Source organism: Mycolicibacterium mageritense (assembly GCF_010727475.1).
GTDB classification, from domain to species: domain Bacteria; phylum Actinomycetota; class Actinomycetes; order Mycobacteriales; family Mycobacteriaceae; genus Mycobacterium; species Mycobacterium mageritense.
Genome location: NZ_AP022567.1, coordinates 84,195 through 109,137, shown reverse-complemented (window position 1 = coordinate 109,137; position 24,943 = coordinate 84,195). Strand labels below are relative to the sequence as shown.

26 protein-coding genes are annotated in these 24,943 nt (G+C 65.7%); 14 read left to right on the top strand and 12 right to left on the bottom strand.

What is annotated here, in order from left to right; all coding sequences use genetic code 11:
- Positions 1 to 52 precede the first annotated feature (52 nt).
- Positions 53 to 835 (top strand): enoyl-CoA hydratase, encoded by a 783-nt coding sequence (locus tag G6N67_RS00545; RefSeq protein WP_036436160.1) that lies wholly within the window; start codon positions 53 to 55, stop codon positions 833 to 835.
- Positions 836 to 843: 8 nt separating this feature from the next.
- Positions 844 to 2,322, top strand: coding sequence for an adenylate/guanylate cyclase domain-containing protein (locus G6N67_RS00540; protein WP_036436163.1), 1,479 nt, complete (start codon positions 844 to 846; stop codon positions 2,320 to 2,322).
- Between the two features lie 143 nt (positions 2,323 to 2,465).
- Here G6N67_RS00540 and G6N67_RS00535 read toward each other — a convergent pair whose 3' ends face one another.
- Genes G6N67_RS00535 through G6N67_RS00505 form a run of 7 tightly spaced genes read right to left on the bottom strand, consistent with a single transcriptional unit; the run spans position 2,466 to position 8,226 of the window.
- Complete coding sequence (locus G6N67_RS00535) at positions 2,466 to 3,254, bottom strand: acyl-CoA dehydrogenase family protein (protein ID WP_036436165.1); 789 nt, start codon at positions 3,252 to 3,254, stop codon at positions 2,466 to 2,468.
- A 3-nt stretch (positions 3,255 to 3,257) separates the two neighbouring features.
- Positions 3,258 to 4,379 carry an acyl-CoA dehydrogenase family protein gene (locus tag G6N67_RS00530; protein WP_036436167.1) on the bottom strand — a complete coding sequence of 374 codons (1,122 nt, stop codon included), beginning with the start codon at positions 4,377 to 4,379 and terminating at the stop codon, positions 3,258 to 3,260.
- Entirely contained in the window at positions 4,376 to 4,807 is a 432-nt protein-coding gene (locus G6N67_RS00525) for a nuclear transport factor 2 family protein (protein ID WP_036436168.1), read from the bottom strand. The genes G6N67_RS00530 and G6N67_RS00525 overlap by 4 nt, the downstream gene beginning before the upstream one ends.
- Positions 4,794 to 6,017, bottom strand: a complete 1,224-nt coding sequence (locus G6N67_RS00520) for a metal-dependent hydrolase family protein (RefSeq protein WP_036436170.1) — start codon at positions 6,015 to 6,017, stop codon at positions 4,794 to 4,796. Before G6N67_RS00520 ends, G6N67_RS00525 begins: the two co-directional genes overlap by 14 nt.
- Positions 6,018 to 6,019: 2 nt before the next feature.
- A complete protein-coding gene (locus G6N67_RS00515; RefSeq protein WP_036438257.1) occupies positions 6,020 to 6,364 on the bottom strand; it encodes a hypothetical protein in 345 nt (114 codons plus the stop codon).
- On the bottom strand, positions 6,357 to 7,664 hold the full coding sequence (locus G6N67_RS00510) for an SRPBCC family protein (protein WP_036436172.1): 1,308 nt from the start codon (positions 7,662 to 7,664) through the stop codon (positions 6,357 to 6,359). The genes G6N67_RS00515 and G6N67_RS00510 overlap by 8 nt, the downstream gene beginning before the upstream one ends.
- A gap of 4 nt (positions 7,665 to 7,668) precedes the next feature.
- The gene (locus G6N67_RS00505) at positions 7,669 to 8,226 is read right to left on the bottom strand and encodes a carboxymuconolactone decarboxylase family protein (protein ID WP_036436174.1); all 558 of its coding nucleotides are present in this window, start codon (positions 8,224 to 8,226) and stop codon (positions 7,669 to 7,671) included.
- A gap of 219 nt (positions 8,227 to 8,445) precedes the next feature.
- Here G6N67_RS00505 and G6N67_RS00500 point away from each other — a divergent pair, with 219 nt between their 5' ends.
- The 8 genes from G6N67_RS00500 to G6N67_RS00465 all read left to right on the top strand — a co-directional run bounded on the left by G6N67_RS00500 (position 8,446) and on the right by G6N67_RS00465 (position 16,575).
- Positions 8,446 to 9,741 carry an amidohydrolase family protein gene (locus tag G6N67_RS00500; RefSeq protein ID WP_036436175.1) on the top strand — a complete coding sequence of 432 codons (1,296 nt, stop codon included), beginning with the start codon at positions 8,446 to 8,448 and terminating at the stop codon, positions 9,739 to 9,741.
- 27 nt (positions 9,742 to 9,768) lie between these two features.
- On the top strand, positions 9,769 to 10,935 hold the full coding sequence (locus tag G6N67_RS00495; RefSeq protein ID WP_036436177.1) for an acyl-CoA dehydrogenase family protein: 1,167 nt from the start codon (positions 9,769 to 9,771) through the stop codon (positions 10,933 to 10,935).
- Positions 10,936 to 10,951: 16 nt separating this feature from the next.
- Positions 10,952 to 11,743, top strand: coding sequence for an SDR family NAD(P)-dependent oxidoreductase (locus tag G6N67_RS00490; protein WP_036436180.1), 792 nt, complete (start codon positions 10,952 to 10,954; stop codon positions 11,741 to 11,743).
- Between the two features lie 4 nt (positions 11,744 to 11,747).
- Positions 11,748 to 12,995 (top strand): CaiB/BaiF CoA transferase family protein, encoded by a 1,248-nt coding sequence (locus G6N67_RS00485; protein ID WP_036436181.1) that lies wholly within the window; start codon positions 11,748 to 11,750, stop codon positions 12,993 to 12,995.
- Positions 12,988 to 14,136: a thiolase family protein gene (locus tag G6N67_RS00480; protein ID WP_036436183.1), complete on the top strand. Its 1,149-nt coding sequence runs from the start codon at positions 12,988 to 12,990 to the stop codon at positions 14,134 to 14,136. The genes G6N67_RS00485 and G6N67_RS00480 overlap by 8 nt, the downstream gene beginning before the upstream one ends.
- 10 nt (positions 14,137 to 14,146) lie before the next feature.
- Complete coding sequence (locus G6N67_RS00475; protein ID WP_036436184.1) at positions 14,147 to 15,295, top strand: acyl-CoA dehydrogenase family protein; 1,149 nt, start codon at positions 14,147 to 14,149, stop codon at positions 15,293 to 15,295.
- A 129-nt stretch (positions 15,296 to 15,424) separates the two neighbouring features.
- The gene (locus tag G6N67_RS00470; protein WP_036436186.1) at positions 15,425 to 16,057 is read left to right on the top strand and encodes a TetR/AcrR family transcriptional regulator; all 633 of its coding nucleotides are present in this window, start codon (positions 15,425 to 15,427) and stop codon (positions 16,055 to 16,057) included.
- Between the two features lie 14 nt (positions 16,058 to 16,071).
- The gene (locus G6N67_RS00465; RefSeq protein ID WP_036438258.1) at positions 16,072 to 16,575 is read left to right on the top strand and encodes a hypothetical protein; all 504 of its coding nucleotides are present in this window, start codon (positions 16,072 to 16,074) and stop codon (positions 16,573 to 16,575) included.
- Positions 16,576 to 16,776: 201 nt separating this feature from the next.
- Here G6N67_RS00465 and G6N67_RS00460 read toward each other — a convergent pair whose 3' ends face one another.
- Genes G6N67_RS00460 through G6N67_RS00440 form a run of 5 tightly spaced genes read right to left on the bottom strand, consistent with a single transcriptional unit; the run spans position 16,777 to position 22,056 of the window.
- On the bottom strand, positions 16,777 to 17,991 hold the full coding sequence (locus G6N67_RS00460; protein ID WP_051578956.1) for a cytochrome P450: 1,215 nt from the start codon (positions 17,989 to 17,991) through the stop codon (positions 16,777 to 16,779).
- Between the two features lie 27 nt (positions 17,992 to 18,018).
- Complete coding sequence (locus G6N67_RS00455) at positions 18,019 to 19,065, bottom strand: NADPH:quinone oxidoreductase family protein (RefSeq protein WP_081812665.1); 1,047 nt, start codon at positions 19,063 to 19,065, stop codon at positions 18,019 to 18,021.
- The gene (locus G6N67_RS00450; RefSeq protein WP_051578957.1) at positions 19,062 to 20,051 is read right to left on the bottom strand and encodes a phosphotransferase family protein; all 990 of its coding nucleotides are present in this window, start codon (positions 20,049 to 20,051) and stop codon (positions 19,062 to 19,064) included. Before G6N67_RS00450 ends, G6N67_RS00455 begins: the two co-directional genes overlap by 4 nt.
- 32 nt (positions 20,052 to 20,083) lie before the next feature.
- Entirely contained in the window at positions 20,084 to 21,385 is a 1,302-nt protein-coding gene (locus G6N67_RS00445) for an acyl-CoA dehydrogenase family protein (protein WP_036436191.1), read from the bottom strand.
- 14 nt (positions 21,386 to 21,399) lie between these two features.
- On the bottom strand, positions 21,400 to 22,056 hold the full coding sequence (locus G6N67_RS00440) for a TetR/AcrR family transcriptional regulator (RefSeq protein WP_081812666.1): 657 nt from the start codon (positions 22,054 to 22,056) through the stop codon (positions 21,400 to 21,402).
- A 176-nt stretch (positions 22,057 to 22,232) separates the two neighbouring features.
- On the opposite strand from G6N67_RS00440, the gene G6N67_RS00435 reads away from it, so the two are divergent.
- The 4 genes from G6N67_RS00435 to G6N67_RS00420 are packed head-to-tail and all read left to right on the top strand — an operon-like array spanning position 22,233 to position 24,940.
- The gene (locus G6N67_RS00435) at positions 22,233 to 23,516 is read left to right on the top strand and encodes a cytochrome P450 (protein WP_163642082.1); all 1,284 of its coding nucleotides are present in this window, start codon (positions 22,233 to 22,235) and stop codon (positions 23,514 to 23,516) included.
- Entirely contained in the window at positions 23,513 to 23,707 is a 195-nt protein-coding gene (locus tag G6N67_RS00430; protein WP_036436193.1) for a ferredoxin, read from the top strand. Before G6N67_RS00435 ends, G6N67_RS00430 begins: the two co-directional genes overlap by 4 nt.
- 12 nt (positions 23,708 to 23,719) lie before the next feature.
- Positions 23,720 to 24,019: a DUF1330 domain-containing protein gene (locus G6N67_RS00425; protein WP_036436195.1), complete on the top strand. Its 300-nt coding sequence runs from the start codon at positions 23,720 to 23,722 to the stop codon at positions 24,017 to 24,019.
- Between the two features lie 6 nt (positions 24,020 to 24,025).
- Positions 24,026 to 24,940, top strand: coding sequence for an LLM class F420-dependent oxidoreductase (locus G6N67_RS00420; protein ID WP_036436198.1), 915 nt, complete (start codon positions 24,026 to 24,028; stop codon positions 24,938 to 24,940).
- Positions 24,941 to 24,943: the final 3 nt, after the last annotated feature.

The following is a 24,943-nucleotide window of genomic DNA, read 5'->3' as shown; positions in this document are numbered from 1 at the left end:
ATCCGAGCCTGCCGCGTGGACAGACGCCGCGATAGACATGGAGTGAACCGACGTGTACATCGACTACGACGCCGCCGATGCGATCGCCACCATCACCCTCAACCGGCCTGAGGCCGCCAATGCGCAGAACCCAGAACTACTCGACGAGCTCGACGCCGCATGGACCAGGGCCGCCGAGGACGCCGACGTCAAGGTCATCGTGTTGCGGGCGAACGGCAAGCACTTCTCCGCGGGCCACGATCTCCGTGGCGGCGGGCCGGTGCCGGACACGATCTCGCTCGAGTTCATCATCGAGCATGAAGCCCGGCGATACCTGGAGTACACCCTGCGCTGGCGTAACGTTCCGAAGCCGTCGATCGCGGCCGTACAGGGCAGGTGTATATCCGGTGGACTGTTGCTGTGCTGGCCGTGCGACTTGATCCTGGCGGCAGACGACGCGCTGTTCTCCGACCCGGTCGCGCTCATGGGTATCGGCGGTGTCGAATACCACGGTCACACCTGGGAACTGGGCCCGCGCAAGGCCAAGGAGATCCTGTTCACGGGTAGAGCGCTGACCGCCGAGGAGGCCGAACGCACGGGCATGGTCAACCGCGTCGTGCCCCGTGCCGAACTCGACGACCGCACCAGGGAATTGGCCGCCCAGATCGCCACCATGCCGGCGTTCGCACTACGTCAGGCCAAACGTGCGGTCAACCAGACGTTGGACATCCAGGGCTTCTATGCGGCGATCCAGTCGGTGTTCGACATCCACCAGACCGGCCACGGAAATGCGTTGAGCGTCAGTGGCTGGCCGGTCCTCGTCGACATCGAGCAGATGAAGGCCAACATCAAATAGCATCGCGGATGGACGCCATCCGGTTGAGCGTGGCCTACGCTGCCAGGCAGATCTACGCGCAGACCACGGCGGCAGTCGCGGTGACTCTTGTGGTGCTGGCGCTGAGCCGCAACACCGTGGGCGATGCGCGGCAGCTGCTCACCTCGGCCAACCTGATCGCGCTGATCGCCTTGATGACCGCGGCGGCAATCGTCGATACGGTCGTGGGCTACGTCAACGTGTACCCGACCTTCAAATGGTTTGCCGCGGGCCGGCATCCGACGCCGCAACAGCAGCGCGCCGCGATGCGGATCGGGCCGCGGCAGACCGTCATCCAGTTCGGCACCTGGGCGGTGAGCGCGGTCGTGTACACGCTGGTGAACCTCGGCGCCGGCGGGGGAGTGGGCTATGTGATGGGCGGGGCGATCCTGTTCGGTGGCGTCGCGGCCGCATGCATGGGATTCCTCGTGACCCAGCGGATGTTGCGTCCCATCGTCGCGGCGTCGCTCAACGCGTCGTCAGCCACCCACGTGACGATGCCGGGCATCCTGGGGCGGCTCATCACCATCTGGGTGCTGTTCAGTGGTCTTCCGACCGTCGGTATCGCGTTGATCGTGTTGGCGCGATCCAACGGCTGGTTCGTGCAGAAGACCGCGCCGGTGGAGGCCGCCGTACTGGTGGTCGCCGTCGTCTCGTTGCTGTTCGGATTGCGGTCGATGGTGCTTGTCGCGCGGTCGATATCCGATCCGGTGCGTGAGGTCGTGCTCGCGATGAAGGCGGTCGAGCGGGGCTGGGCGGCGGTCTCGGTCAAGGTGTACGAACCATCGGAGATCGGCCGGTTGCAATACGGGTTCAACCGGATGGTCGCGGGGCTGGCCGAGCGAAATCGGTTGCGCGAACTGTTCGGCCGTTATGTCGGCGTCGACGTGGCGCGACATGCTCTGGAGCAAGGCGGTGCGGTCAGCGGTGACGTCCGGGATGCCGCAGTGCTCTATGTCGACCTGGTGGGGTCGACGGTGCTCGGCGCCTCGCGGCCACCGCAGGACGTGGCCCAATTGCTCAACGGGTTCTTCCGGATCGTGGTCGAAACCGTGGAAAGCCACCACGGCCTGATCAACAAGTTCGAGGGGGACGCCGTGCTGGCGGTGTTCGGCGCGCCGCTGCGGCTCGACAACGCGGCCTCGTCGGCCCTCGAGACGGCGCGCGCATTGATGCCGAGATTGCGGGAGCTGCCCGATGTCGAATTCGGCGTGGGCATTTCATGTGGGTCGGTTTTCGCGGGCAATATCGGCGCCGAGAACCGGTACGAGTACACGGTGATCGGGGACGCCGTCAACGAGGCGGCCCGGCTGGCCGACCACGCCAAGGACTGGGATACCGCAGTGCTGTGCTCGGGCAGCGCGCTGGCGAGCGCCGGCGCCGACGAGGGGAACCACTGGGTGGTGCGGGGCTCGACGGTCCTGCGGGGCCGTTCGACCGCGACGGTGTTCGCCGAGCCCCTCACCTGATCACCGCGAGCGTGCGGGTCTGTCGGCCGACACGCCGTCGCGACGCAGTGTTTCACGCACGCTCACCCCGCGACGAGCGTGCGGAAACTGCCGCCGGGATGCGGCGTGTCGGGCAGCAGACCCGCACGCTCGCCAAGGAAAAGTTACAACTCTGCCAGGCGGGGAGCCGAACCGCGGGCCCTCAGTCCTGCGCCTGCCTTGCGGGTGAGTTCGCGTGAGCTGCCGAGCAATCCGTCGAGAACCAAGGCCCGCTTCAGGTGGTGGTGCAGGTCGTGTTCGGCGGTGAAGCCGATGCCGCCGAGCACCTGCTGGCAGTGCTTGGCCGCGGTCAGGGCGGCCTTGCCCGCGGCGGCCTTTGCCAGCATCGCGGTGAGATCGGGGCTCTCGGAGCCCGGGAGGCTCAGCGTCGCCTCCGCACCCTCGATCGCGACCAGGGTTTCCGCCAGCCGGTGACGGACGGCCTGGAATGACGAGATCGGCTTGCCGAACTGGACCCGGTCCAGCGCGTGCGTGCGGGCCAGTGCGAGCATCGCCCGGGCCGAGCCGACCAGCCACCAGCCCACGGCCTTGCGCGCCTCGCCCATCCGCATGAGCTCACCATCGGGCACCCGATGCAGCGGCAGTCCGCCCAGGGTCGGATCCGTGACGCTCGAGCGCGACCACACGACCCAACCGCCACCCGTATACGGCATGGGAGGGGTGCCTCCGGGCAGACCACCGATGGTCTCCAGCAGCACGTCGTTGAGAACCGAAGCGTGCGAACCGGTTTCCCCCAACAGTCGGAACACCAGTGGTATCGCGACGTCGGGGACGTCGGCCACCATGTCAGTCCAGCCGAGGTCGGCGAGCGCAGAGTCGAGCTCGGCGCCGGAAATCGAGAGCATGGTCTTCCGCAATGCCTCTTCGAGCAGGTCGAGCGACTCCTGATCCATCGGTCACTCCTTCCCCAAGTCGAGTAGGCGGCGGGCGATGATGTTGCGCTGCACCTCGGCCGTGCCGCCGTAGATTGTGGCGGCGCGCGAGTACAGGAACTCGGTGCGCCATTCGGTGTCGTCGAGCTCGATCGTGCCCGCCAACAGATCCCGCGCGGTGTCGTAGAGCTGCTGTTCGGCACCGGCGAGCAGCACCTTGTCGATCGAGGTGTCCGGGCCGAGCTTGTGTCCGTCGGCCAGCCGGTGCTGCGTGGCACGGGACCGGCAGCGCAGTGTGTGCAGCGCCAGGTAGGCCTCGCCCATATCCGAATCCACGACTTGGCCAAGGCTTTTGACCTCACCGATCAACGCGTCGAACCGCGAGTACAGGTAGGCGATACGTTGCCAGAAGCAGGTCGAGCGCTCATACGGCAGCAGATCCATGGCCAGCTGCCAACCGTCCCCGGGTTGGCCGAGCATGCGGCCCGTGTCGACCTCGACATCGTCGAAATACACCTCGCAGAACTCGTCCACGCCGTGCATGGTCTGCAACGGCCGCACCGTGATACCCGGCGAGTCGAGGTCGACGAAGAACGCAGTGAGGGCATCGTGATCGGGGGTTTCGGCGGCACCGGTGCGGGTGAGCAGGATGCACCGGTGCGAGTACTGGGCGAAGCTGGTCCACACCTTCTGGCCGTTCACCACCCACTTGTCACCGCGCTGCTCGGCCCGGGTGGTCAAAGACGCCAGGTCGCTGCCCGAGCCCGGCTCGGAAAAACCTTGGCACCACTGCTCTTCACCGCTGAGCAGTTTCGGAACCATCTCCGCGGCCAGATCCGCCGGGGCGTAGTCGATCATCGTCGGCGCCAGCACCTCGAGCATCGAGTACGGTCCCGGTTCGGCCAGCCTGCGGCCCACCACCTCTTCGCCGACGATCGCCCGCAGGATCGCCGGCCCGCCCAGTCCGCCGGCGTGCTCCGGCCAGCCGTAGCGGCTCCACCCGGCGTCATAGAGAGCTCTTTGCACACGCGCGAACTGCCGCACGTGCCCCGCCAGTGAATGGTCGGGCGGCGGCGTCAGATCATGCTCGTCGAGCCAGATCCCCAGGGCGGCACGGAATGCGGCGGGATCATGCAGTTCGGTCATGCTGACGGCCGACCGATCGCGTGCGGTTTGCCGTGGTCGTGCGCGCCGCTGCGCCGGATGAACGTCATGGCGCGTGTTCTCAGTCGCCAGCCCTCGGGGGTCCGCAGGTAGGTGTCGTTGTAGTAGCCGATGCGCATGTCGTGCGTGGAGTGCTCGATGAAGCACAGTGGCTGGGTGCCGGTCGCGGCGTCATGATCGTCGGCGTCAAAGGTCACCAGCGCGGTCCCGGTCATGAACAGTCCTTTGGGGGCGGCGTCGACGAGCACCGGGAAGCGTTCCAGCGCATAGGTTTCCCCGAACGCGCTGTAAGTGCCGTCCGGGGTGAACACGGAGATCAGGCCTTCGATGTCGCCCTGCGTGATGGTGACGGCGTAACGGGCCAGCAGCTGCTGGATCTCCACCAGGTCGTCAGTTCTAGGCGTACTCATTGCGGTAGACCTTACCTCCCTTCATTACAAATTTCACATCTCGTGTAACGCTGATATCTTGCAGTGGATCGCCGGGTACCGCGATGATGTCGGCCAGCAGGCCGTTGGCGAGACGGCCGCGATCATCAGCGTTGATCAGCTCGGCCGCCGTCACGGTCGCCGCCTTCAGCACGGCCGCCGGCGGCATGCCCCACTCGACCAGCGTGACCAGCTCGTCGGCGTTCTTCCCGTGCGGGATGGCGGGGGCGTCGGTGCCGACAGCGATCTTCACCCCGGCCTCGTAGGCGGCCTTGATCGACGTCTCGGCTTTGGGGAACATCTCGGCTGCCTTGTCCTGCAGCACCTTCGGAGCCTTGGAAACGTCCATGGCCTGCGCCAGTCGCCGTGTGGTGACCAGGAACCGGTCGTGGTCGACGAGCATCTGGATGGCCTCGTCGTCCATCAGGAATCCGTGTTCGATGCAGTCGATACCGCAGGCCACCGCGTGCTTGACGGCTTGGGCGCCGTGCGTGTGGGCGGCGACGCGCAGCCCACGGCGGTGCGCCTCGTCGACGATGGCCCGCAGCTCCTCGTCCGAATAGTGCTGCGCCCCGGCCTCTCCGGTCAGTGACATGACCCCGCCCGAGCAGCACACCTTGATCAGCTGCGCGCCGTGTTTGATCTGGTAGCGCACGGCTTTGCGGATCTCGTCGACGCCGTTGGCGATGCCCTCCTCGATCGTCAGCTCCAGGATACCGGGCATGAACGCGGCGAACATCGTGGGGTCGAGATGACCGCCCGTCGGGGTGATCGCGTGGCCCGCGGGCACGATACGCGGACCCTCGATCCAGCCGGCGTCTATCGCTTTGCCCAGGGCGACGTCGAGCAGATAGCCGCCGGTCTTGACGAACAGGCCGAGGTTGCGCACGGTGGTGAACCCGGCCCGCAGCGTGCGGCGGGCGTTGCCCACGGCCCGCAGCACGCGGGTCGGGGGATCATCCTGCACCTGCGACAGGCCGGGGTTCTCGCCCCGCCCGCCCATGAGCAGGTTGACCTCCATGTCCATCAGCCCGGGCAGCAGGATCGCGTCGCCGAGATCGATCACCTCGGAGCCCTGGGAAATCTCGGTTCCGACGCTCACGATTCTGTCCCCGTCGACACAGACGATGCCGGGGCGGATGATCGTCCCGGCATCGACGTCGAGAAGGCCCGCAGCCTTGAGGGTCAGCACCTCTAGACCACCGGCTCCCGGACGATCTCGACCCATGCCGCGCCGCTGTCGAGCACGCGCGGCTGCTTCCACACCTCTACCGGGAAGCTCACCATCACCACCGACTGCATCAGGTGCATGAGCCGCTTGGCGTCGTCGGGCATGCCGTGCAACGGGAAGCGGGCGTCCAGGTACACCATGACGTCCTCCAGCCGGGCCATGCCGACGTCGTAGAGCTCCTGCATCTCCTCCATCGAGGACGCCAACCGCTTGGCGTAACGCTCGGGCTCGGTGGGCAGGATCCAGTCGGAAAACCGTTCCAGGTCGGCGAATTCCGCCGGCAGCAGGGCTTCTTTGGTCTCAGACATGCGCGACGCTCCCATTGGTCTTGACTGCTTTTTCCGCCTTGTACGCATCGACGTACTTGTGCGCGGTGTGGTGCAGGTGCCGCAGCAGGATTTCCTGGTCGCACAGCGGGAATTCGGTGACCGCGCGGGTGCCGATCTGAGTCTGGGTGGCTTCGAGGGTGTTGGCGTCCTGCAGCGCGTATTCCTTGAACGTGACCGCGGCGAGCTCCTGGGACAGTCGCTGCCGGGTGTTCTTGGGCGGCACGAAATACAGGTTGGCCTCGAAGATGTGGGTGTCCACGCCCGTCGGCCAGTAGTTGTACGTCAGGTACCAGCCCGGCACCCAGAGCAGCAGCGTGAAGTTGGGGAAGAACTCGAAGGAGTCCTGACCCCAGGTCTTCTGGCGCGCGGGGTTGACCGCGGGCGGCAGCTCGTCGGGCAGGATGCCCTTGATGTCGGGACGGTCCCACGGGCCGAACAGGCCGCTGTGGAGGATGCGCTCGATGGGCTTGACCATGTTGAGATCCTTGGGCGGGCTCATGCCGCCCCAGGACGAGATCATCGAGTGCTGATCCTTGATGTCGTAGTGCAGCGCCTCGAATCCGACCTTGGCGAGCTTCTCGGCCTCCTCCTTGGTGGCCTGCTTCATGTGCAGGATCGGTGCGTGGTAGAACTCGACGAACGCGTCGATGAAGAGCTTCCAGTTGGCCTTGATCTCCGAGCGGTAGCTGTACACCTCGGTCATCTCGTGGAAGGGGTAGCCTTCCAAACCCTTTGCGAAGTCGCCGAGGTAATCCCGCAGCGGCTCGGCGTCGTCGTCGAAGTTGACGAAGATGAAGCCTTCCCACACCTCGCAGCGCACTGGCTTGAGCGGATAGTCGGCCTTGTCGACGTCGAAGAACTCCTGCTCCTGCTGGATGAACGTGAGATCCCCGTTGAGTGCATAGCGCCACGCGTGGTACTTGCAGGTGAACTGTCGGCAGCTGCCCGAGACTTCCTCGCCGGGGTAGTCGTTCCAGACCAGCTTGTTGCCGCGATGGCGGCACATGTTGTAGAAGGCGCGAATGGTGCCGTCTTTGTCCTTGTTGACGATGATCGACGTGCCGGGGCCCACCGACGGCATCTCGCGGGTGAAGTAGCTGCCCGTCTTGGGAAGTCGCTCGACCCGGCCGACGTGCAACCAGAGCCTGCGGAAGATCGCCTGCTGTTCGAGCTTCCACTGCTCGGGATCGATCGAATCGGTGTAATCGACTGGGGCCGTGCCCAATTCAGGCCAGTTCTCGGTCCAGCTGCCGACAGCCGGTTTCGGGAAATGTGCCACTTGTCTACCTTCTCTCTCGGGGTCCGGGTTCGGCCGTGCCGTGTTCGGGCTGGATGCCGAACGTGTTGTAAGCCATGGCCATCAGGCCGTAGCCGCCGATCGTGAAAACCAGGTCCATGCGCTGACGTTCGTCGAGGTGCTCGCACAGCGCCGCCCACGTGGCGTCGGAGATGCGGGACTCTTCATCGAGTTCGTCCACGGCGTCGAGCACCAACTGGTCGAGCGTGGCAGCGGCCTTGCCGAGCTGGATATCCGCGATCTCGTCGTCGGTCAGCCCCTGGGCCTTGGCGATGAAAACGTGGTGGGCCCACTCGTATTCGCAATGCCTGCGGTGCGCGATCCGCAGGATCGCGAGCTCGCGGAGCCGGGCGTCGAGCGTCGAGCGGAACAGCAGGTGGTTGCTGAACCGCAGGAACGCCTTGGTCAGGTGCGGGTGGCGGGCCAGCGTCGACAGTGCGGTGCCGGCACCTTCCGGGTTGAGCCGCTCCTCGGGGAGCATGACCGCGAGTGCGTGTCGCACGTCGTCGTCCCACTCGTCGGCTGGCAGCGGGGGCACGCGCACGTTCCGGCCTCCTCTCCATGACTCTCGTTGATGAGAATCATGTTCTCATTTCGGACTAAGAGGTTTCCATCTTTTTCTCCGACGGTCAATGGGAGCGTGGCAACCCGCGGGATGACCTGGGTATTCGCGCTCGTCAGCGCGGTCAGACATTGATTCTCGTTTGGCGAGAAGCTAGTTTTCTGAAGTGGAGAATCGGTTGGCGAGCGGAACGGAGCAGTCATGAACAAAGACGACATGATCTTGATCAGCGTGGACGACCACATCATCGAGCCGCCGAACATGTTCAAGAACCACCTGCCGGAGAAGTACCGGGATGAGGCGCCCCGGCTCGTGCACAACCCGGACGGGTCCGACACGTGGCAGTTCCGCGACACCGTGATCCCCAACGTCGCGCTCAACGCCGTGGCGGGCCGCCCGAAAGAGGAATACGGGTTGGAGCCGCAAGGCCTCGATGAGATCCGCAAGGGCTGCTATGACCCCGACGAGCGGGTCAAGGACATGAACGCCGGCGGGGTCTTGGCGACCATGAACTTCCCGTCGTTCCCCGGTTTCGCCGCGCGCCTGTTCGCCACCGACGATTCCGAGTTCTCGCTGGCGCTCGTACAGGCTTACAACGACTGGCACATCGACGAGTGGTGCGGATCCAACCCGGGCCGCTTCATCCCCATGGCGCTGCCGGCGATCTGGGATCCGCAGCTGTGTGCCGACGAGGTGCGGCGCGTGTCGAAGAAAGGCGTGCACTCGCTGACCTTCACCGAGAACCCGTCGACCCTCGGCTATCCCAGCTTCCATGACCTGGAGTACTGGAAGCCGTTGTGGGAGGCCTTGTGTGACACCGACACGGTGATGAACGTGCACATCGGGTCGTCGGGCAAGCTCGCGATCACCGCGCCGGACGCGCCGATGGACGTGATGATCACGCTGCAGCCCATGAACATCGTGCAAGCCGCGGCCGACCTGCTGTGGTCCGCGCCCATCAAGGCCTACCCGGATCTCAAGATCGCACTGTCGGAGGGCGGGACCGGCTGGATTCCGTACTTCCTGGACCGGGTCGACCGGACCTACGACATGCATTCGACGTGGACGCACCAGAATTTCGGCGGCAAGTTGCCGTCCGAGGTGTTCCGGGAGCACTTCATGACGTGCTTCATCTCCGACCCCATCGGCGTGAAGAACCGCCATGAGATCGGTGTCGACAACATCTGCTGGGAAATGGACTACCCGCACTCAGACTCGATGTGGCCCGGTGCACCAGAAGAACTCGCCGCGGTGTTCGACACTTACAACGTGCCCGACGACGAGATCAACAAGATCACCCACGAGAACGCCATGCGGCTGTACCACTTCGACCCGTTCGCGCACGTTCCGAAAGACCAGGCGACGGTCGGCGCGCTGCGCAAGGCTGCCGAGGGGCATGACGTGTCGATCCGTGCACTGAGCCACAAGGAGAAGACCGGCACCACGTTTGCCGACTTCCAGGCCAACGCCAAAGCCGTTGCCGGCGCCAAAGACTGAAGGAGAGACCGCGACGTGTCGGGTGGGATGAACTTCGAACTGACCGAGGATCAGCAGCTGATCCGTGCCTCGGTCGCGGAGCTGGCGGCCAAGTTCGGCGACCACTACTGGATGGAGAAGGACCAGGCCCACGAATTCCCGCAAGAGTTCTACGACGCCATCGCCGGCGGTGGCTGGCTCGGAATGACCATCCCGGAGGAATACGGTGGCCACGGCCTCGGCATCACCGAGGCGACCATCCTGGCCGAGGAGGTTGCCCGCTCGGGCGGCGGCATGAACGCCGCCAGCTCCATCCACATGTCGATCTTCGGTATGCAGCCCGTCGTGGTGTTCGGTTCCGACGAGATGAAGGCGGAGACTCTGCCCCGGATCGCGGGCGGCGACCTGCATGTGTGTTTCGGCGTCACCGAACCTGGTGCGGGCCTCGATACTTCGCGCATCACCACATTCGCCAGGCGGGACGGTGACAGCTATGTGGTGAACGGCCGCAAGGTGTGGATCTCAAAAGCACTCGAATCCGAGAAGATCCTGCTGCTGACGCGTACGACGCCGCGTGAGGAGGCGCAGAAGCCGACAGACGGGCTGTCGCTGTTCCTCACCGACCTCGACCGCGATCACGTCGACATCCGGCCGATCCGCAAGATGGGCCGCAACGCCGTGAGCTCCAACGAACTGTTCATCGACGATCTGCGGGTGCCCGTCGAGCATCGGATCGGTGAAGAGGGCAAAGGGTTCAGCTACCTCCTGCACGGGCTCAACCCCGAGCGGATGCTCATCGCGGCCGAGGCGTTGGGCATCGGGCGGGTCGCGCTGGACCGGGCCGTGCAGTACGCCAACGAGCGGGTCGTGTTCGACCGTCCCATCGGCATGAACCAGGGCATCCAGTTTCCGCTGGCGGACTCGCTGGCCCGGCTCGACGCCGCCGAGCTCGTGCTGCGCAAGGCCACCTGGCTCTACGACAACGGAAAGCCCTGCGGCCGTGAGGCCAACATGGCCAAGTACTTGTGCGCGGACGCCGGGTTCACCGCTGCGGACCGTGCGCTGCAGACGCATGGCGGCATGGGTTACTCCGAGGAGTACAACATCTCGCGGTTCTTCCGCGAGTCGCGACTGATGAAGATCGCTCCGGTGAGCCAGGAGATGATCCTGAACTTCCTCGGTGCCAATGTGCTCGGCCTGCCCAAGAGCTACTGAGGAGACAACTCGTTCGATGAGAACCTATTTCGATCTGACCGGACGCTCGGCACTGGTGACGGGCGCGGGTGCCGGCATCGGTGCCGCCGTATCCGAGGCGCTGGCCGCGGCGGGTGCGGCGGTGCTCGTCACCGACATCAGTGGTGACGCGGCGGCCGTGGTTGCCGAACGGATCAACACCGCCGCCGGAGGCGGCAAATCCAATACCGCCGCCGGAGGCGGGAAGGCCGACAGTGCCGCGCTCGACGTGAACGACCGCGACGCCGCGGTGGCCGCCGCAGCGCAGGCGGCCGCGCTCGGCGAAGGCAACCTGCACATCGTCGTCAACAACGCGGGCGTCACGTCGCCCGCGATGTTTCCCAAGCTGACCGACGAGACGTTCCGGTTGACGTTCGACGTTCATGTGATGGGAACGTTCCACGTCACCCAGGCCGCATTGCCGCACCTGCCGACGGACGGCACGGGGCGCGTCATCAACGTCACGTCGTCGGCGGGGATCACCGGAACCCTTGGCCAGGTCAACTACTCGGCGGCCAAGGCAGCCATCATCGGCTTCACCAAATCGCTCGCGCGGGAACTGGCGCCCAAGAACATCATGGTCAACGCGCTGGCGCCGCTTGCGGCGACACCGATGACCGAGACCATCCGCACCAATGAGAAGTTCGCGGCCAACATGATGAACCGGATCCCGTTGAAGCGGTGGGCCCAAGCCGAGGAAGTTGCCGGAGCGTTCGTCTTCCTGGCCTCCGATGCCGCGTCGTACATCACCGGGCAGGTGCTGCCGGTCGACGGCGGCATGGTTATGTGAGCCTGTGAGCGAATCTCAGACCGCGCCGCTGGCCGGGATCACAATCGTGGCACTGGAACAGGCGGTGTCGGCCCCGATGTGCACGCGGGTGCTCGCAGACTTCGGGGCTCGGGTGATCAAGGTCGAGAACCCGAAGGGCGGAGACTTCGCCCGCGACTACGACGATGTGGTGAACGGCCTTGCCGCCCACTTTGTCTGGGCCAACCGCGGCAAGGAATCGATCACCCTCGACCTGAAGTCAGCCGCAGGCATGGCGGTGTTGCACCGGTTGCTCGAGGGGGCCGACGCGTTGGTGTCCAATCTGGCGCCGGGCGCGACCGCGCGTATGGGGCTCGGGCCCGCCGATCTGGCCGAGCGCCATCCGCGGTTGATACCCGTCGAGATCGACGGGTACGGCACCGGCGGTCCGCTGTCGCACAAGCGCGCCTACGACCTGCTGGTTCAGGCCGAATCGGGGGCGTGCGCGGTCACCGGGTATCCGGACCAGCCGGCCAAACCCGGGCCGCCGGTCGCCGACATCTCGACGGGTCTTTATGCCGCACTGTCGATCATGGCGCTTTTGCTCGGCCGCTCACGGCGGCACGAGAACGGGCCTGCCCCGGCCGTTGCGGTCAGCCTGTTCGACACCATGACCGACATCATGGGCTATCCGCTGACCTACACCCAGCATTCCGGTGTCGACCAGCAGCCACTCGGGATGAGCTCGCCGGCCGTGTCCCCGTACGGGGCGTTTCCGACGCGTGACGGACAGACCGTGGTGCTCGGCACCACCAACGACCGGGAATGGCAGCGGCTGGCACGCGAGATCATCGACCGACCGGATCTGGCCGACGATCCGCGGTTCGCCACCAATTCCGACCGCTGCGCGGGCCGCGACGTGCTCACCGACGCGATCGCAGCGTGGTGCGCACAGCACGACCTCGCCGAGATCCAGCAGATCGCCGACGAAGCGGGTATCGGCAACTCGCGCTACAACCGGCCCAGTGAGGTGGTCGCCCATCAGCACCTCAAAGACCGGGACCGCTGGCGGCCCGTCGCGACCCCGAACGGTGAGATCTCCGCTCTGCTGCCGCCGCCGGTGATCACGGGATTCGAACAACCGATGGGCGCGGTTCCCGGCCTCGGCGAGCACACCGATGCCATCCTGACGGATATGGGTATGACCGCCGACGAGATCGCCGAGCTGCGCGAACAGGGTGCGATCGGCCCGCAATACCCGACATCTCGAGATCGGAGCACTCGCCATGCGTGAAACAGTCATCGTCGACGCCGTCCGCACCCCGGTCGGCAAACGCAACGGCGGATTGTCCGGGTTCCACGCCGCCGACCTGTCCGCACTCGTCCTCAACGCGCTCGTCGAACGCACGGGCATCAGTCCCGACATCATCGACGATGTGGTGTGGGGCTGCGTGTCCCAGGTCGGAGACCAGTCCAGCAACATCGGTCGATTCTCGGTGCTCGCCGCGGGCTGGCCCGAGCACATCCCGGGCACCACGGTGAACCGCGCCTGCGGGTCCAGCCAGCAGGCCCTGGATTTCGCGGTGCACGCCGTGATGTCGGGACAGCAGGACGTCGTGGTGGCCGGCGGGGTCGAGGTGATGAGCCGCGTTCCACTGGGCGCGGCCCGCGCCACCGGCCAACCCTATGGCCCGAAAGTGCTTGACCGGTATAAAGGTTTCGCGTTCAACCAAGGTATCTCGGCTGAGATGATCGCTCAGAAATGGGGTTTCAGCCGGACCCGGCTCGATGAGTACTCCGCCGCGTCGCACGCACGAGCGGCCGCCGCGCAGGACAGCCGAGCCTTCGAGACGCAGACGATCACGGTGTTCCCGGATGACGGTGATCCGGTGGTCGACGACGAAGGCGTGCGGCGGGGGACCACCGTCGAGAAGTTGGCCGGGCTGAAGCCGGCGTTCACGGAGGACGGCGTGATCCATGCGGGCAACTCGTCGCAGATTTCCGACGGTGCCGCCGCACTGCTGGTGATGACCGCGGAAAATGCTGTGGCCATGGGCCTTTCGCCGATCGTACGGTACCGCGCCGGTGCGGTGACCGGCGCGGATCCGGTGTTGATGCTGACCGGGCCAATCCCGGCGACCGAGAAGGTGCTGCACAAGGCCGGCGTACGGCTCGCCGAGGTCGGGGTGTTCGAGGTCAACGAGGCGTTCGCACCCGTGCCACTGGCCTGGCTGGCCGAGACCGGCGCCGACGAGGCCAAGCTCAATCCACTGGGCGGGGCGATCGCCCTCGGGCATCCGCTGGGGGCGTCGGGTGCGGTGCTCATGACCCGGATGATCAACCACATGCGCGACAACGGAATTCGTTACGGACTGCAGACCATGTGTGAGGGCGGCGGTACCGCCAATGCCACGCTGGTCGAACTGCTCGCCTGAGGAGATGTGAGTGCAGCGAAGCCTGTTCAACGAGGATCACGAGGCATTCCGGACTCTGGCACGGGATTTCGTCGAGAAAGAGGTCGTTCCCGCCTATCCGGACTGGGAGAAGGCCGGTCGGATGCCACGCGACGTCTTCAAACAGATGGGCGCATTGGGCATGCTCGGCATGGCCATCCCCGAGGAGTACGGTGGCGCAGGAATTTCCGACTACCGCTACAACGTGGTGCTGCAGGAAGAGGCGGCCCGCGCATTCGTGACATTGTCCACCGTCCGCACCCAGCTCGAGGTGATCCTGCCGTACTTCCTGCACTACGCGAACTCCGAGCAGCGCCGGCGTTGGTTCCCCGGCCTTGCGGACGGGACGTTGCTGACCGCGGTGGCGATGACCGAACCGGGCACCGGCTCCGACCTGGCGGGCATGCGGACCACCGCCGTGCGCGACGGCGACGACTACATCCTCAACGGCGCCAAGACCTTCATCACCGGCGGGATCCAGGCCGACCTCGTCATCGTCGTCGCGCGGACGTCCACCGACCCGGAGAATCGCCGAAAAGGCTTGACCCTGTTGGTGGTCGAGGACGGCATGGCGGGGTTCACGCGGGGCCGCGAGCTGGAGAAGATGGGCTGCAAGGTGCAGGACACCGCGGAGCTGTCGTTCGCCGACGTCCGCGTGCCCGCGGCGAATGTGCTTGGGGCCGACGGTGAGGCTTTCAGCTACCTGGGACACAACCTGCCGCAGGAACGGCTGACCGTCGCAGTCGGCTCCGTGGCCCAGGCGCGCTCGGCGATCGCGGCGGCCATCGACTACACGCAGAATCGCAAGGCGTTCGGCACGCCCGTCGCCTCGTTCCAGAACACCAAGTTCGAGTTGGCCGCCTGTTCGACAGAGGTCGAGGCTGCCCAGGCCATGCTCGACCGGGCGGTGACGCTGCATGTCGACGGCGAGCTGTCGGGTGCTGACGCGGCCCGCGTGAAACTCTTCTGCACCGAGATGCAGGCCCGGGTGATCGACCGTTGTCTGCAGCTTTTCGGCGGTTATGGCTACATGATGGAGTACCCGATCGCGCGGTTGTACACCGATGCTCGGGTGGCCCGAATCTACGCCGGTACCAGCGAAGTCATGAAGGTGATCATCGCGAAGTCGTTGGGCTTGTAGCAATAGCCAGCAAATGAGCCGGCGAGAAATGTGACGGTCGACGGGAATTAATCCTGGTGAGACCCTTGTCACACGCTGCAAACCTACCTACTGTGTGTTCACTAGGTTGGTTTGAATCGAAGGAGTCCGGTGACCTCCCTTTCCGGGGCCCGTGGGCAACGGCCTTACGAGTCGCTCCTCGCCAAGGGCGAGGACCGCAGGCAGCGCATCCTCTCGGTCGCCGAACGACTGTTGGCGCGCAACGGATGGCGCAACACCTCACTCGCGCAGATCGCCAAGGAAGCCGGTGTCACCTCGGCCGGTCTGCTGCACCACTTCGAGTCGAAAGAACAATTGCTCAACGCGGTGCTCGACGCCCGCGACTATGACGACGACATTCACGCCGACCGGTCGGGCGATCTCGCCGAGGAGATCACGCGCGTGGCCGAGCGGTTCGAACGCGCGCCCGAACTGGTGGGCACCTTCACGGTGCTGTTGGTCGAGAACATCCAGCCCGACGCGCCATTGCACGACCGCCTGCTGAAGCGTCAGCAGGATGCCCGCGACATCGTCACCGACATCATCCGGCGCGGACAGCTCAGCGGGCGCTACCGCCAAGACTTCGACGCGGCCACCAAGGCCGTGGAGATTCTCGCTTTCGTCAACGGAATGGAGACCTCGTGGTTACTCGATCCCTCACTGCCGCTGGTGGACGTGTTCAAGGGTTACGCCGAGATGTTGGCCCGGGAGATCGAGGTGCCGGCCGAAGAGGCAGACCAGTGAGATCGGAGGACGACATGCGGTACCGGCTCGACGTTGTCGCACCCTGCGTGGTCGACGCGGTCAGGTTCGCCGGCGGGTGGCTGGTCGACCGAGTGATGGCGGGGTGGGACGTCACGGTGCTGATCGGCGCCGACGAAGACGTGCGACCGCTCGACATCCTTGGCGTCGACACCATGGACCTGGAGAGCGTTTTGGTGTCGTGGCAGGACCGGCCGCATCCCCAAACTGTTGCTGTCGCAGCGGATCTCTTCAACAGCGACGAGCGGGTGCGGCGCGGAGTCCTCGGCGCGCTCGAACAGGGGCGGACCGAAGTCACGCTGTGGGGGGACGGCTGTCCGGCGGAACTCAGCGTTGATCCCGTACGCCACGAACTTTCGGCCGCCGCGCGCGCCTTCAAGGCACAGGCGCTCGCGGCAGCGAACGCCCCCGACGCGGTTTCCGTCGGCTACACCGAGGCGTTCCGGTGCGGTGTTATGGCCTTCCGGTCGGTGCCGGCCGACCTGATCGCGGTGGGCTGAGTGGGTGGAGGGCGCTGAGTGGCGGACTACTCGTGTGTTGAGTCTGCGCTCAGGGCGTGAAAGTGCGAGTGGGCAGCGCCCTCACTGCAGAGTCGATGTGCGCGAGGACGTTTCGCGTGTTGAGTCTGCGCCCAGGGCGTGAAAGTGCGAGTGGGCAGCGCCCTGACCGCAGAGTCGATGTGTGCGAGGACCGCGCGAGGCCTAGACGAACGTCGGCATGGCGGCCCACCCGCGAACAGCCGCGGTCTCCGACGGCTTCGCGTTGGCCCAATCGACCTGCCACTCCGGAAAGCGCTTGAGGATCTCCTCCATGGCGATGCGAAGCTCCAAGCGCGCCAGCGCATTACCCATGCAGAAGTGCGTTCCCGCACCGAACGTCAGGTGTGAGCGATGTTCCCGGTGGATGTCGAAGACGTCGCCGTCAGGTGGAAACCTGCGGTGGTCTCGGTTGGCCGCACCAACCAACAGCAGCATCGCCGAACCCTCCGGCACGGTCTGACCGTAGTACTCGACGTCGCGGGTGACGTAGCGGGCGAGTTGCAGCGCCGGCGGCTCCCAGCGCAGGATCTCCTCGATGGCCTGTGGGATCAGGTCGGGATCCTGGACCAGGTCACGCCGCTGATCCGGAACCTCGGCCAAGGTCTTGCCTGCCCAGCCGAGCAGCCGTGTGGTGGTCTCGGAGCCGGCGGTCGCAATGACCGTCAGGTACAGCAGCAGCTCATCGCGGCGTAGTTTGCGCAATGTGCCGGTCTCGTCGGTGAACTCGGCGTTGAGCAGGTCGGTCATGATGTCGTCGGACGGGTGTTCGGCGCGCCAGTCGATGAACTCCGCGAACACCTCACCGGTGGCCAGCGAGTCGACCGTCTTGCCCTGCAGCGTCTCCTCACCGTGGTCGGTGATCTGCTGCTGCCGGTCTTCGGGGATGCCGAGCAACATACCGATGACCCGCATCGGCATCTGTTCCCCGAGATCGTTGACGAAGTCGAACTTGTCCGCGCCGACCAACGGGTCCAGGCACCGCCTGGTGAACTCGCGGATCTGAGGTTCGAGCGCGAGAACCTTGCGCGGCGTGAAGACTCGTGACAGCAGGTTGCGGTGGATGTTGTGGATCGGGGGATCCTCGAAGATCAATGTGCCAGGCGGGATTTCCATGCCGAACTTGATGAGCTCGAGCAGGGCTCCGCGTCCGGAGATGAACGTGTCGTGGTCGATGACGGCTTTGTTGACGTCGTCGTAGCGACTCAGCGCATAGAAGTCGTGCTCGGCGTTGTAGTAGAGCGGGGCTTCTTCCCTGAACCGGGCGAACACCGCGTGGGGATTCATGTTGATGTCGATGTCGTACGGGTCGTAATACAGATCGGCTTCGGTTGACGTGGGCACAGCTGATCTCCTGACCGGATTGAAGGTGCTGTGCATCTGCTTAGCAGGCTGGAGATCGCCCGGTCAAGGATTGCCCCACGGTCCCGTCGCCGTTACAGTGATTGGGCGTGATGTAACGGCATGATCACGTCGTGGCGGCGTGTTTGCCGAAAGATCGATGACGACCTTGCCGACCGCGCGCCCGTCGGCGACCACCCGCAGGGCGGCCGCTGTCTGAGTGAGCGGATACACCGCACTGATATGCGGTGCCACGGCACCGGAGGTGAACAGTTCGCGCAACTCGGTTTCGTTGCGCACGAACTCGTGTGGTGGCACGTCCTGGAAGTGGAATCCGAGGATATGGATGCCTTTCAACAGGACGAGATTCAGCGGTATACGGGGGATGACGCCGGAGGCGTAGCCGACTGTCACGAACCGCCCGCCGCGGCGCAACGATCGCAACGCGGGCTCGGACAGCTCACCGCCGACGGGGTCGACGACGGCGTGCGCGCCGTCCGGGAGGGCCTCGCGAAGTGCCGCGCGCACATCACCGTTCGTATGGTCCACCACATACGTGGCCCCGTAACCGGCTGCAACACCGAGCTTCTCGACTGACGATGCCACGGCGGTCACCCGGGCACCGAGCGCCGTAGCCAGCTGCACGGCAGCCAGCCCCACGCCGCCACCGGCGCCCAGCACGATCACGTCGTCGCCGGCGGACACCCGCGCGACCGATCGCAGGCAGTGGTACGCAGTGCTGTGCGCCACCCCGAAGGCTGCCGCCGTGAGATCGTCGACGCCGTCCGGAATGGCTGACAGCCCGTCGGCCTCAACGCATACCTCTTCGGCGAACGCGCCGAAGAGTCCCGTGCCGGTCACTCGGTCGCCGGCCGTGAAATCGGAGACGCCGGGGGAGGTTTCGGTGATCATGCCGGAGAACTCGCTACCGGGGATGAACGGTGGGGAGACGCTGATCTGGTACCGGTCGGCCACCATGAGCACGTCGGGAAAGTTGACGGCTGCCGCGGCCACGCGAATTCGGACCTGACCGTCCTGCAGGCTGGGGGAGGGGCACTCCTGCGCACGCACCACCTCCGGCGGCCCATGGTGTGGACAGACTGCGGCGATCACCGGTAGTCGCTGGAAGAGGCCAGCTCGGCCGCCGAGCGCATCAGTTCGGTCACCACCGGGCCGAATGCCAGCAGTTTCTCGTCGTCGCCCGCACGTTGGAAGCCCTGCTCCAACACGATGGCCAGCTTCCACTTCGCCAGCACCAGGTAGTAGTCCAGATCGTCGACCTGGCGGCCCGACACCTCGGCGTAGTGCGCGACCACCTGATCGCGCGAGGGCATCCCGCGCATGTCCACATATCCCATCTCTGATGCGTGTGGGTTGTCCATGTCGGACGGCCACGACTGCACCATCCACGCGAGATCGAGTTTCGGATCGCCGACTGTGCCCATCTCCCAGTCGACGATGGCCGCCAGCTGTGCGGGTGCGCCGTGGCGGTACATCACGTTGGCGAACTGGTAGTCGCCGTGCATGAGCCCGGGGATGAAATCCAGTGGGCGGTGCGTCCGCAGCCATCCGGTGGCGACGTCAAGCCCTGGCAGCTCGCGGGTCTTGATGCGCTGAAGAAAACCGATCCAGCGGTCGACCTGGCGCTCGTGAAAACCGTCGGGCCGGCCGAGATCACCGAGGCCACGTGCCTGCCAATCCACGCGGGACAACAGCGCGACCCCCTCGGCCAGTTGATAACTCAGGCCGGGACGGGCGGTGAGGTCGCTGTGGAACGGTTCGGGCCACCGGCTGTGTTGATCCATCGGCGACCAGCCGTCGACGAAACCCATCAGATAGAAGGGCCGGCCCAGCACGTCGGGGTCCGCACACACGCCGACGGCTGCGGTGTGCGGGACATCGGTGCCGTCGAGCGCTTCGATGATGCGCCACTCCCGCAGGATGCCCTTGTCGCGGTCGGGTGGTGCACCGGGCGGCGGCATGCGCAGCACGCAGGTTTCCTCGCCGCGGCGAATCTCGTAGATGACGTTCTGGGTGCCGCCGGACAGGAAGTGCGCGGACAACGGCTCGCCTGTACCGGGCAGGCCGGCGTCGTCCATCCAATCTGCCAGCCGTGCAACGTCTATCTCACTCACTGATTCCCTACTTCTGCTTCCAGGTAGTCGGCGAACCGGGCCCGGGCCGCCTCGCGCTTGCGCGGGATCCACTCGGTCGGCCAGGTGTCGTCGGTCGGTCGATGGTCGCGCAACACCTGGCGTGCGACGGTGGTCTTGTGCACCTCGGTCGGCCCGTCGGCCAGCCCCATGACCGCGGCACCGGTGACCATACCCAGGAACGGCATCTCGTTGGTGACACCGAGGGCGCCGTGGATTTGCATTGCCCGCCAGGCGATGTCGTGTAGCACCGTCGGCATCACCACCTTCACGGCTGCGATATCCTTGCGGACCAACTTGTAGTCGTTGTACCTGTCGATCTCCCACGCGGTGTAGAGCACCATCAGCCGGAACTGCAGCAGCTGCGCGTACGAATCGGCAATGTACCCCTGCACGAACTGTTTGTCGGCCAGCTTGCTGCCCTGTGTCTCGCGGCTCAGTGCCCGCTCGCACATCATGTCCAGCGCCTTTCGGGCCAGGCCGATCGTCCGCATGGCGTGATGGATGCGACCGCCGCCCAACCGAGTCTGGGCTATGACAAACGCCTTCCCCTCGCCACCGAGCAGCGCTTCGTCGGGCACCCGAACGTTGTCGTAGTGGATCAGCGCGTGCGAGCCTTCGTTGTCGCGTTCGCCGTGTAGGCCCACGTTGCGCACGATCTTGACCCCGGGGGTGTCGGTGGGCACCAGGAACATCGACATGCCCTGGTACGCGCTCACGTCCGGGTTGGTCACCACCATCACGATCAGAAACGATGCGGTCTTGGCGTTGGAGGAGAAGAACTTCCAGCCGTTTATCACCCAGTCGTCGCCGTCGCGCACCGCACGGGTGGTGAACAGCGTGGGATCCGCGCCGGCGTGCGGCTCGGTCATCGAATAGCACGAGAAGAGCTCACCGTCGAGCAACGGTCGCAGATAACGATCCTTCTGCTCTTGCGTGCCGTAGTGCGCGATGATCTCGGCGTTCCCGGTATCCGGGGCTTGACAACCGAAGATGATCGGCGCCCATTGGGAGCGGCCGAGAATCTCGTTGAGCAGGGCCAGTTTGAGCTGGCCGTAGCCCTGGCCGCCAAGTTCCGGACCGAGGTGGGTGGCCCACAGTCCCTGGCGGCGTACCTCGTCCTTGAGCGGATCGACGGCCTCACGGCGCTTGCCCGTCAGCGGGGTGAACTGCTGGTGCGGCCACACCAGGTCGAGCGGCTCGACCTGGTCGCGGACGAACTCGTCCGCCCAGTCCAACACCTTCTGGTATTCGGGGTCGGTCTCGAAATCCCATGCCATGGTGGCTCCTCGATCTACTGGGTGACGGTGTTGAAACCGGTGATCAACGCGGCGAGGTCGGCGGCCACGACGTCGGTGAACGACCGGCCGCCGTAACTGCCTCCGGCCCAATGCCGTACGCCCGCACTGACGATGACCTGTGCCAGCTGCGACAGGTGTGCCACGTCGATGTGCGCCGCGAGTTTGCCGTCCGCCTGGGCCTTGGCGAACAGCTCGCCGAACATGTCGGCGTCTGCCTCATCCGGGCCTGCGCCGCCGGCCAGGATGCGGTGCTCATGGCGGTAGCCCTCCAGGACCGTCTCGATGATCAGCTCCGGCGGGTTGCGTGACATCGACTGTTCCAGGCTGCGCAGTGCTTCGGTGACGACCGCGATCACGTCGTAATCGGTCTCGAGCAATGCGCGCACGCGTTTCTGTGCAGACCTGGTGGACAGCACTCCGACCTCGAACAGCACGTCTTCCTTGGCCGGGAAGTAGAAGTAGAACAGTGCGCGGGACACCCCGGCGGCGCGGCAGATGTCGGCAACGGTGGTGCCGGCATACCCGTTGGTCCGCCACAGCGCCATTGCCGCCTGCACCAGACCGCGCTTGGTCTCGTGCGAACGAGCGCGCTGGTATGACGCACGGCGCTGACCACTGTCAGTCGCGGTCAGCGCGGCTGCCCTCGGCATAGCCGGACTGTAACAGCGATTTCCGGCGGTGGAAATAGTTGACGCTTGTCTAACTAATTCGCAGGCGCTATCGCGGATTCCGGCATTGCGTTGACGCGCATCCACCGCTGTGGAAATGTAATGTTCAAAGATGAGAGCCGCATTCTCATGTGGTGTGGCAGGAACGGGAGCAGCACATGGCGATCGACCCAACCGGTATCGATTTCTTCCGCGATGAACGATTGGTCGACAACCCGTATCCGTTCTTCGAGGCACTGCGGGACAAGTGCCCGGTCAGCCGGGAGGACCACTACGGCGTCACCATGGTGACCGGTTGGGACGAGGCCGTCGCCGTCTACAACGACGCGGAGACGTTCTCGTCGTGTATCTCCGTGACCGGCCCGTTCCCCGGTTTCCCCGTACCGCTGGAAGGCCGCAGCGCTGACGAGGTCACCGCACTCATCGAAAAGCACCGTGACGAGCTGCCGTTCAGCGATCAACTGCCCACCCTCGACCCGCCCACGCACACCGATCACCGCTCGCTGCTGATGCGGCTCATCACGCCCAAGCGCCTCAAGGAGAACGAGGACGCGATGTGGCAACTCGCCGACGAGGTGCTCGACAGCTATCTGGCGCCCGGCCACGGCGACTTCATCAAAGGTTTCGCGAGCCCGTTCACGCTCCTGGTGATCGCCGATCTGCTCGGCATCCCGGCCGAGGATCGCGCCGGCTTCGTCGACGGCATCAAGCAGCACTCGGGCGGTGGAGTGGGCAGCACCAGTAAGGAATCCCTGTCGCACAGCCCGCTGGAGTTCCTGTACGGACAGTTTTCGGACTACGTCACCGATCGCCGGGCGAACCCGCGAGAGGACGTGTTGACCGGCCTCGCCGAGGCGACCTTCCCCGACGGTTCCATCCCCGACGTCGGCGATGTGGCGCGCGTGGCCACGAACGTGTTCTCCGCGGGGCAGGAAACCACGGTGCGGCTGCTGAGCACCGCGCTCAAAGTGCTCGGTGAACGGCCCGACATCCAGCAGCGGGTTCGCGAAGACCGCAGTCTCATCCCGAATTTCATCGAAGAGGCACTGCGCATCGAAAGCCCGGTCAAGGGCGACTTCCGGTTGTCCCGTTGCCCCGTCACGGTCGGAGAGTCCGAGTTGAGTGCGGGCACCACGGTGATGGTCCTCAACGGCGCGGCAAACCGGGATCCCCGCCGATTCGAGGATCCCGACACGTTCGACCCGGCCCGCAAGAACGCCCGTCAGCATCTGGCCTTCGGCCGCGGCATTCACAGCTGCCCCGGCGCGCCGCTGGCCCGTGCGGAAACGCGGGTCGGCATCGAACGGCTGCTCGACCGCACGGCCGACATCCGCATCTCCGACGCCAAGCACGGCCCGCAGGCGCAGCGGCGCTACACCTACATTCCGACGTTCATCCTGCGCGGGCTCACCGAGCTGCACCTGGAGTTCGACGTCCGATGAGGGTCACGGTCGACGAGGATCGCTGTCGCGGGCACGGCATGTGCCTCACGATGTGCCCGGAGATCTTCAGCCTGTCCGACGACGGATACGCCGTAGCCGACCCCGAACAGGTTCCCGACGAGCTGCGGGAATCCGCCCGCGAAGCCGTCGAGAACTGCCCTGAGCGCGCGATCATCGAAACCGACGACTGAGGAGATTTCCGGATGGCCAACGGGCCCAAGGGTTATGTGATCATCACCGAGGATGTCAAGGATCCGGCCGGGATGGCCGAGTACGGCAAGCTCGCGAGGTCGGCCATGGCCGGTGCGACCATCGTGGCCGTGGATCAGAACCCCGAGGTGATCGAAGGATCCTGGCACGGCACGCAGACGGTGGTGCTCGAGTTCGAGTCGGTCGACGCCGCGCGGGACTGGTACCACTCCGACGCGTATCAGGCGGCAGCCAAGGTGCGGCAAGGGGCCGCCGACTGCAACGGTGTGATCCTCGCCGGCTTCCCGACCTGAGACACCATGCGCTACAGCATCACTCACCCGATGCACACGCATCCGTACCACCCGGATCTCGTGAGCGGGGGTGGGGTGGCCGCCGTGGCGGCGGCTGCCGAGGCTGCGGGTTTCCACGGTTTCGGGTTCACCGATCACCCCGCGCCGTCACAACGCTGGCTCGACGCCGGAGGGCACGACGCGGTGGATCCGTTCGTGGCGATGGCTTTCGCCGCGGCAACGACGACGACGCTGCGCCTGGTGCCCAACATCATTGTCCTGCCGTATCGAAACCCCTTCGTGGTGGCCAAATCTGGTGCGACGCTGGACCTGCTGTCGGGCGGAAGGTTCACGCTGGCGGTCGGGGTGGGTTACCTCAAGCGGGAATTCGCCGCGCTGGGCGTCGCCTACGGCGAGCGCGCCGCGTTGTTCGACGAGGCGCTACAGGTGATCCGCGGCATCTGGACCACCGACGACTACACGTTCGAGGGCACGCACTTCAACGCACGGGGCGTGACCGCTCACCCCCGGCCCGCGAGTCCGCCGCCGATCTGGATCGGCGGCAACACCGGGGCAGCGCGGGCGCGTGTCGCCGCGCACGGCGACGGGTGGTGCCCATTCGCCGCGCCGCCGGGCCTCGCGGCAACCGCCGGGACCGCGACCATCGACTCGCTGGACCGCCTCGCAGCCGGCATCGACGACCTGAGAGCCAGGCTGGCGATCGCCGGGCGCGAGCCGTCGTCAATTGACATCGTGTTCAACAACTTCGAGGGCGGCAACCCCGGTGCCGACGACTTCAACGCCGACGCATACCTGGCGGGCGTCGAGAAGCTGGCGGCACTCGGGGTGACGTGGCTGCATGTGACGCTGCCCGGCGACAGCCTCGCGCATGCACTGGAGGCGGTCGAGCGCTTCGGTACGACGGTGATCGCGGCGGCGTGAGCC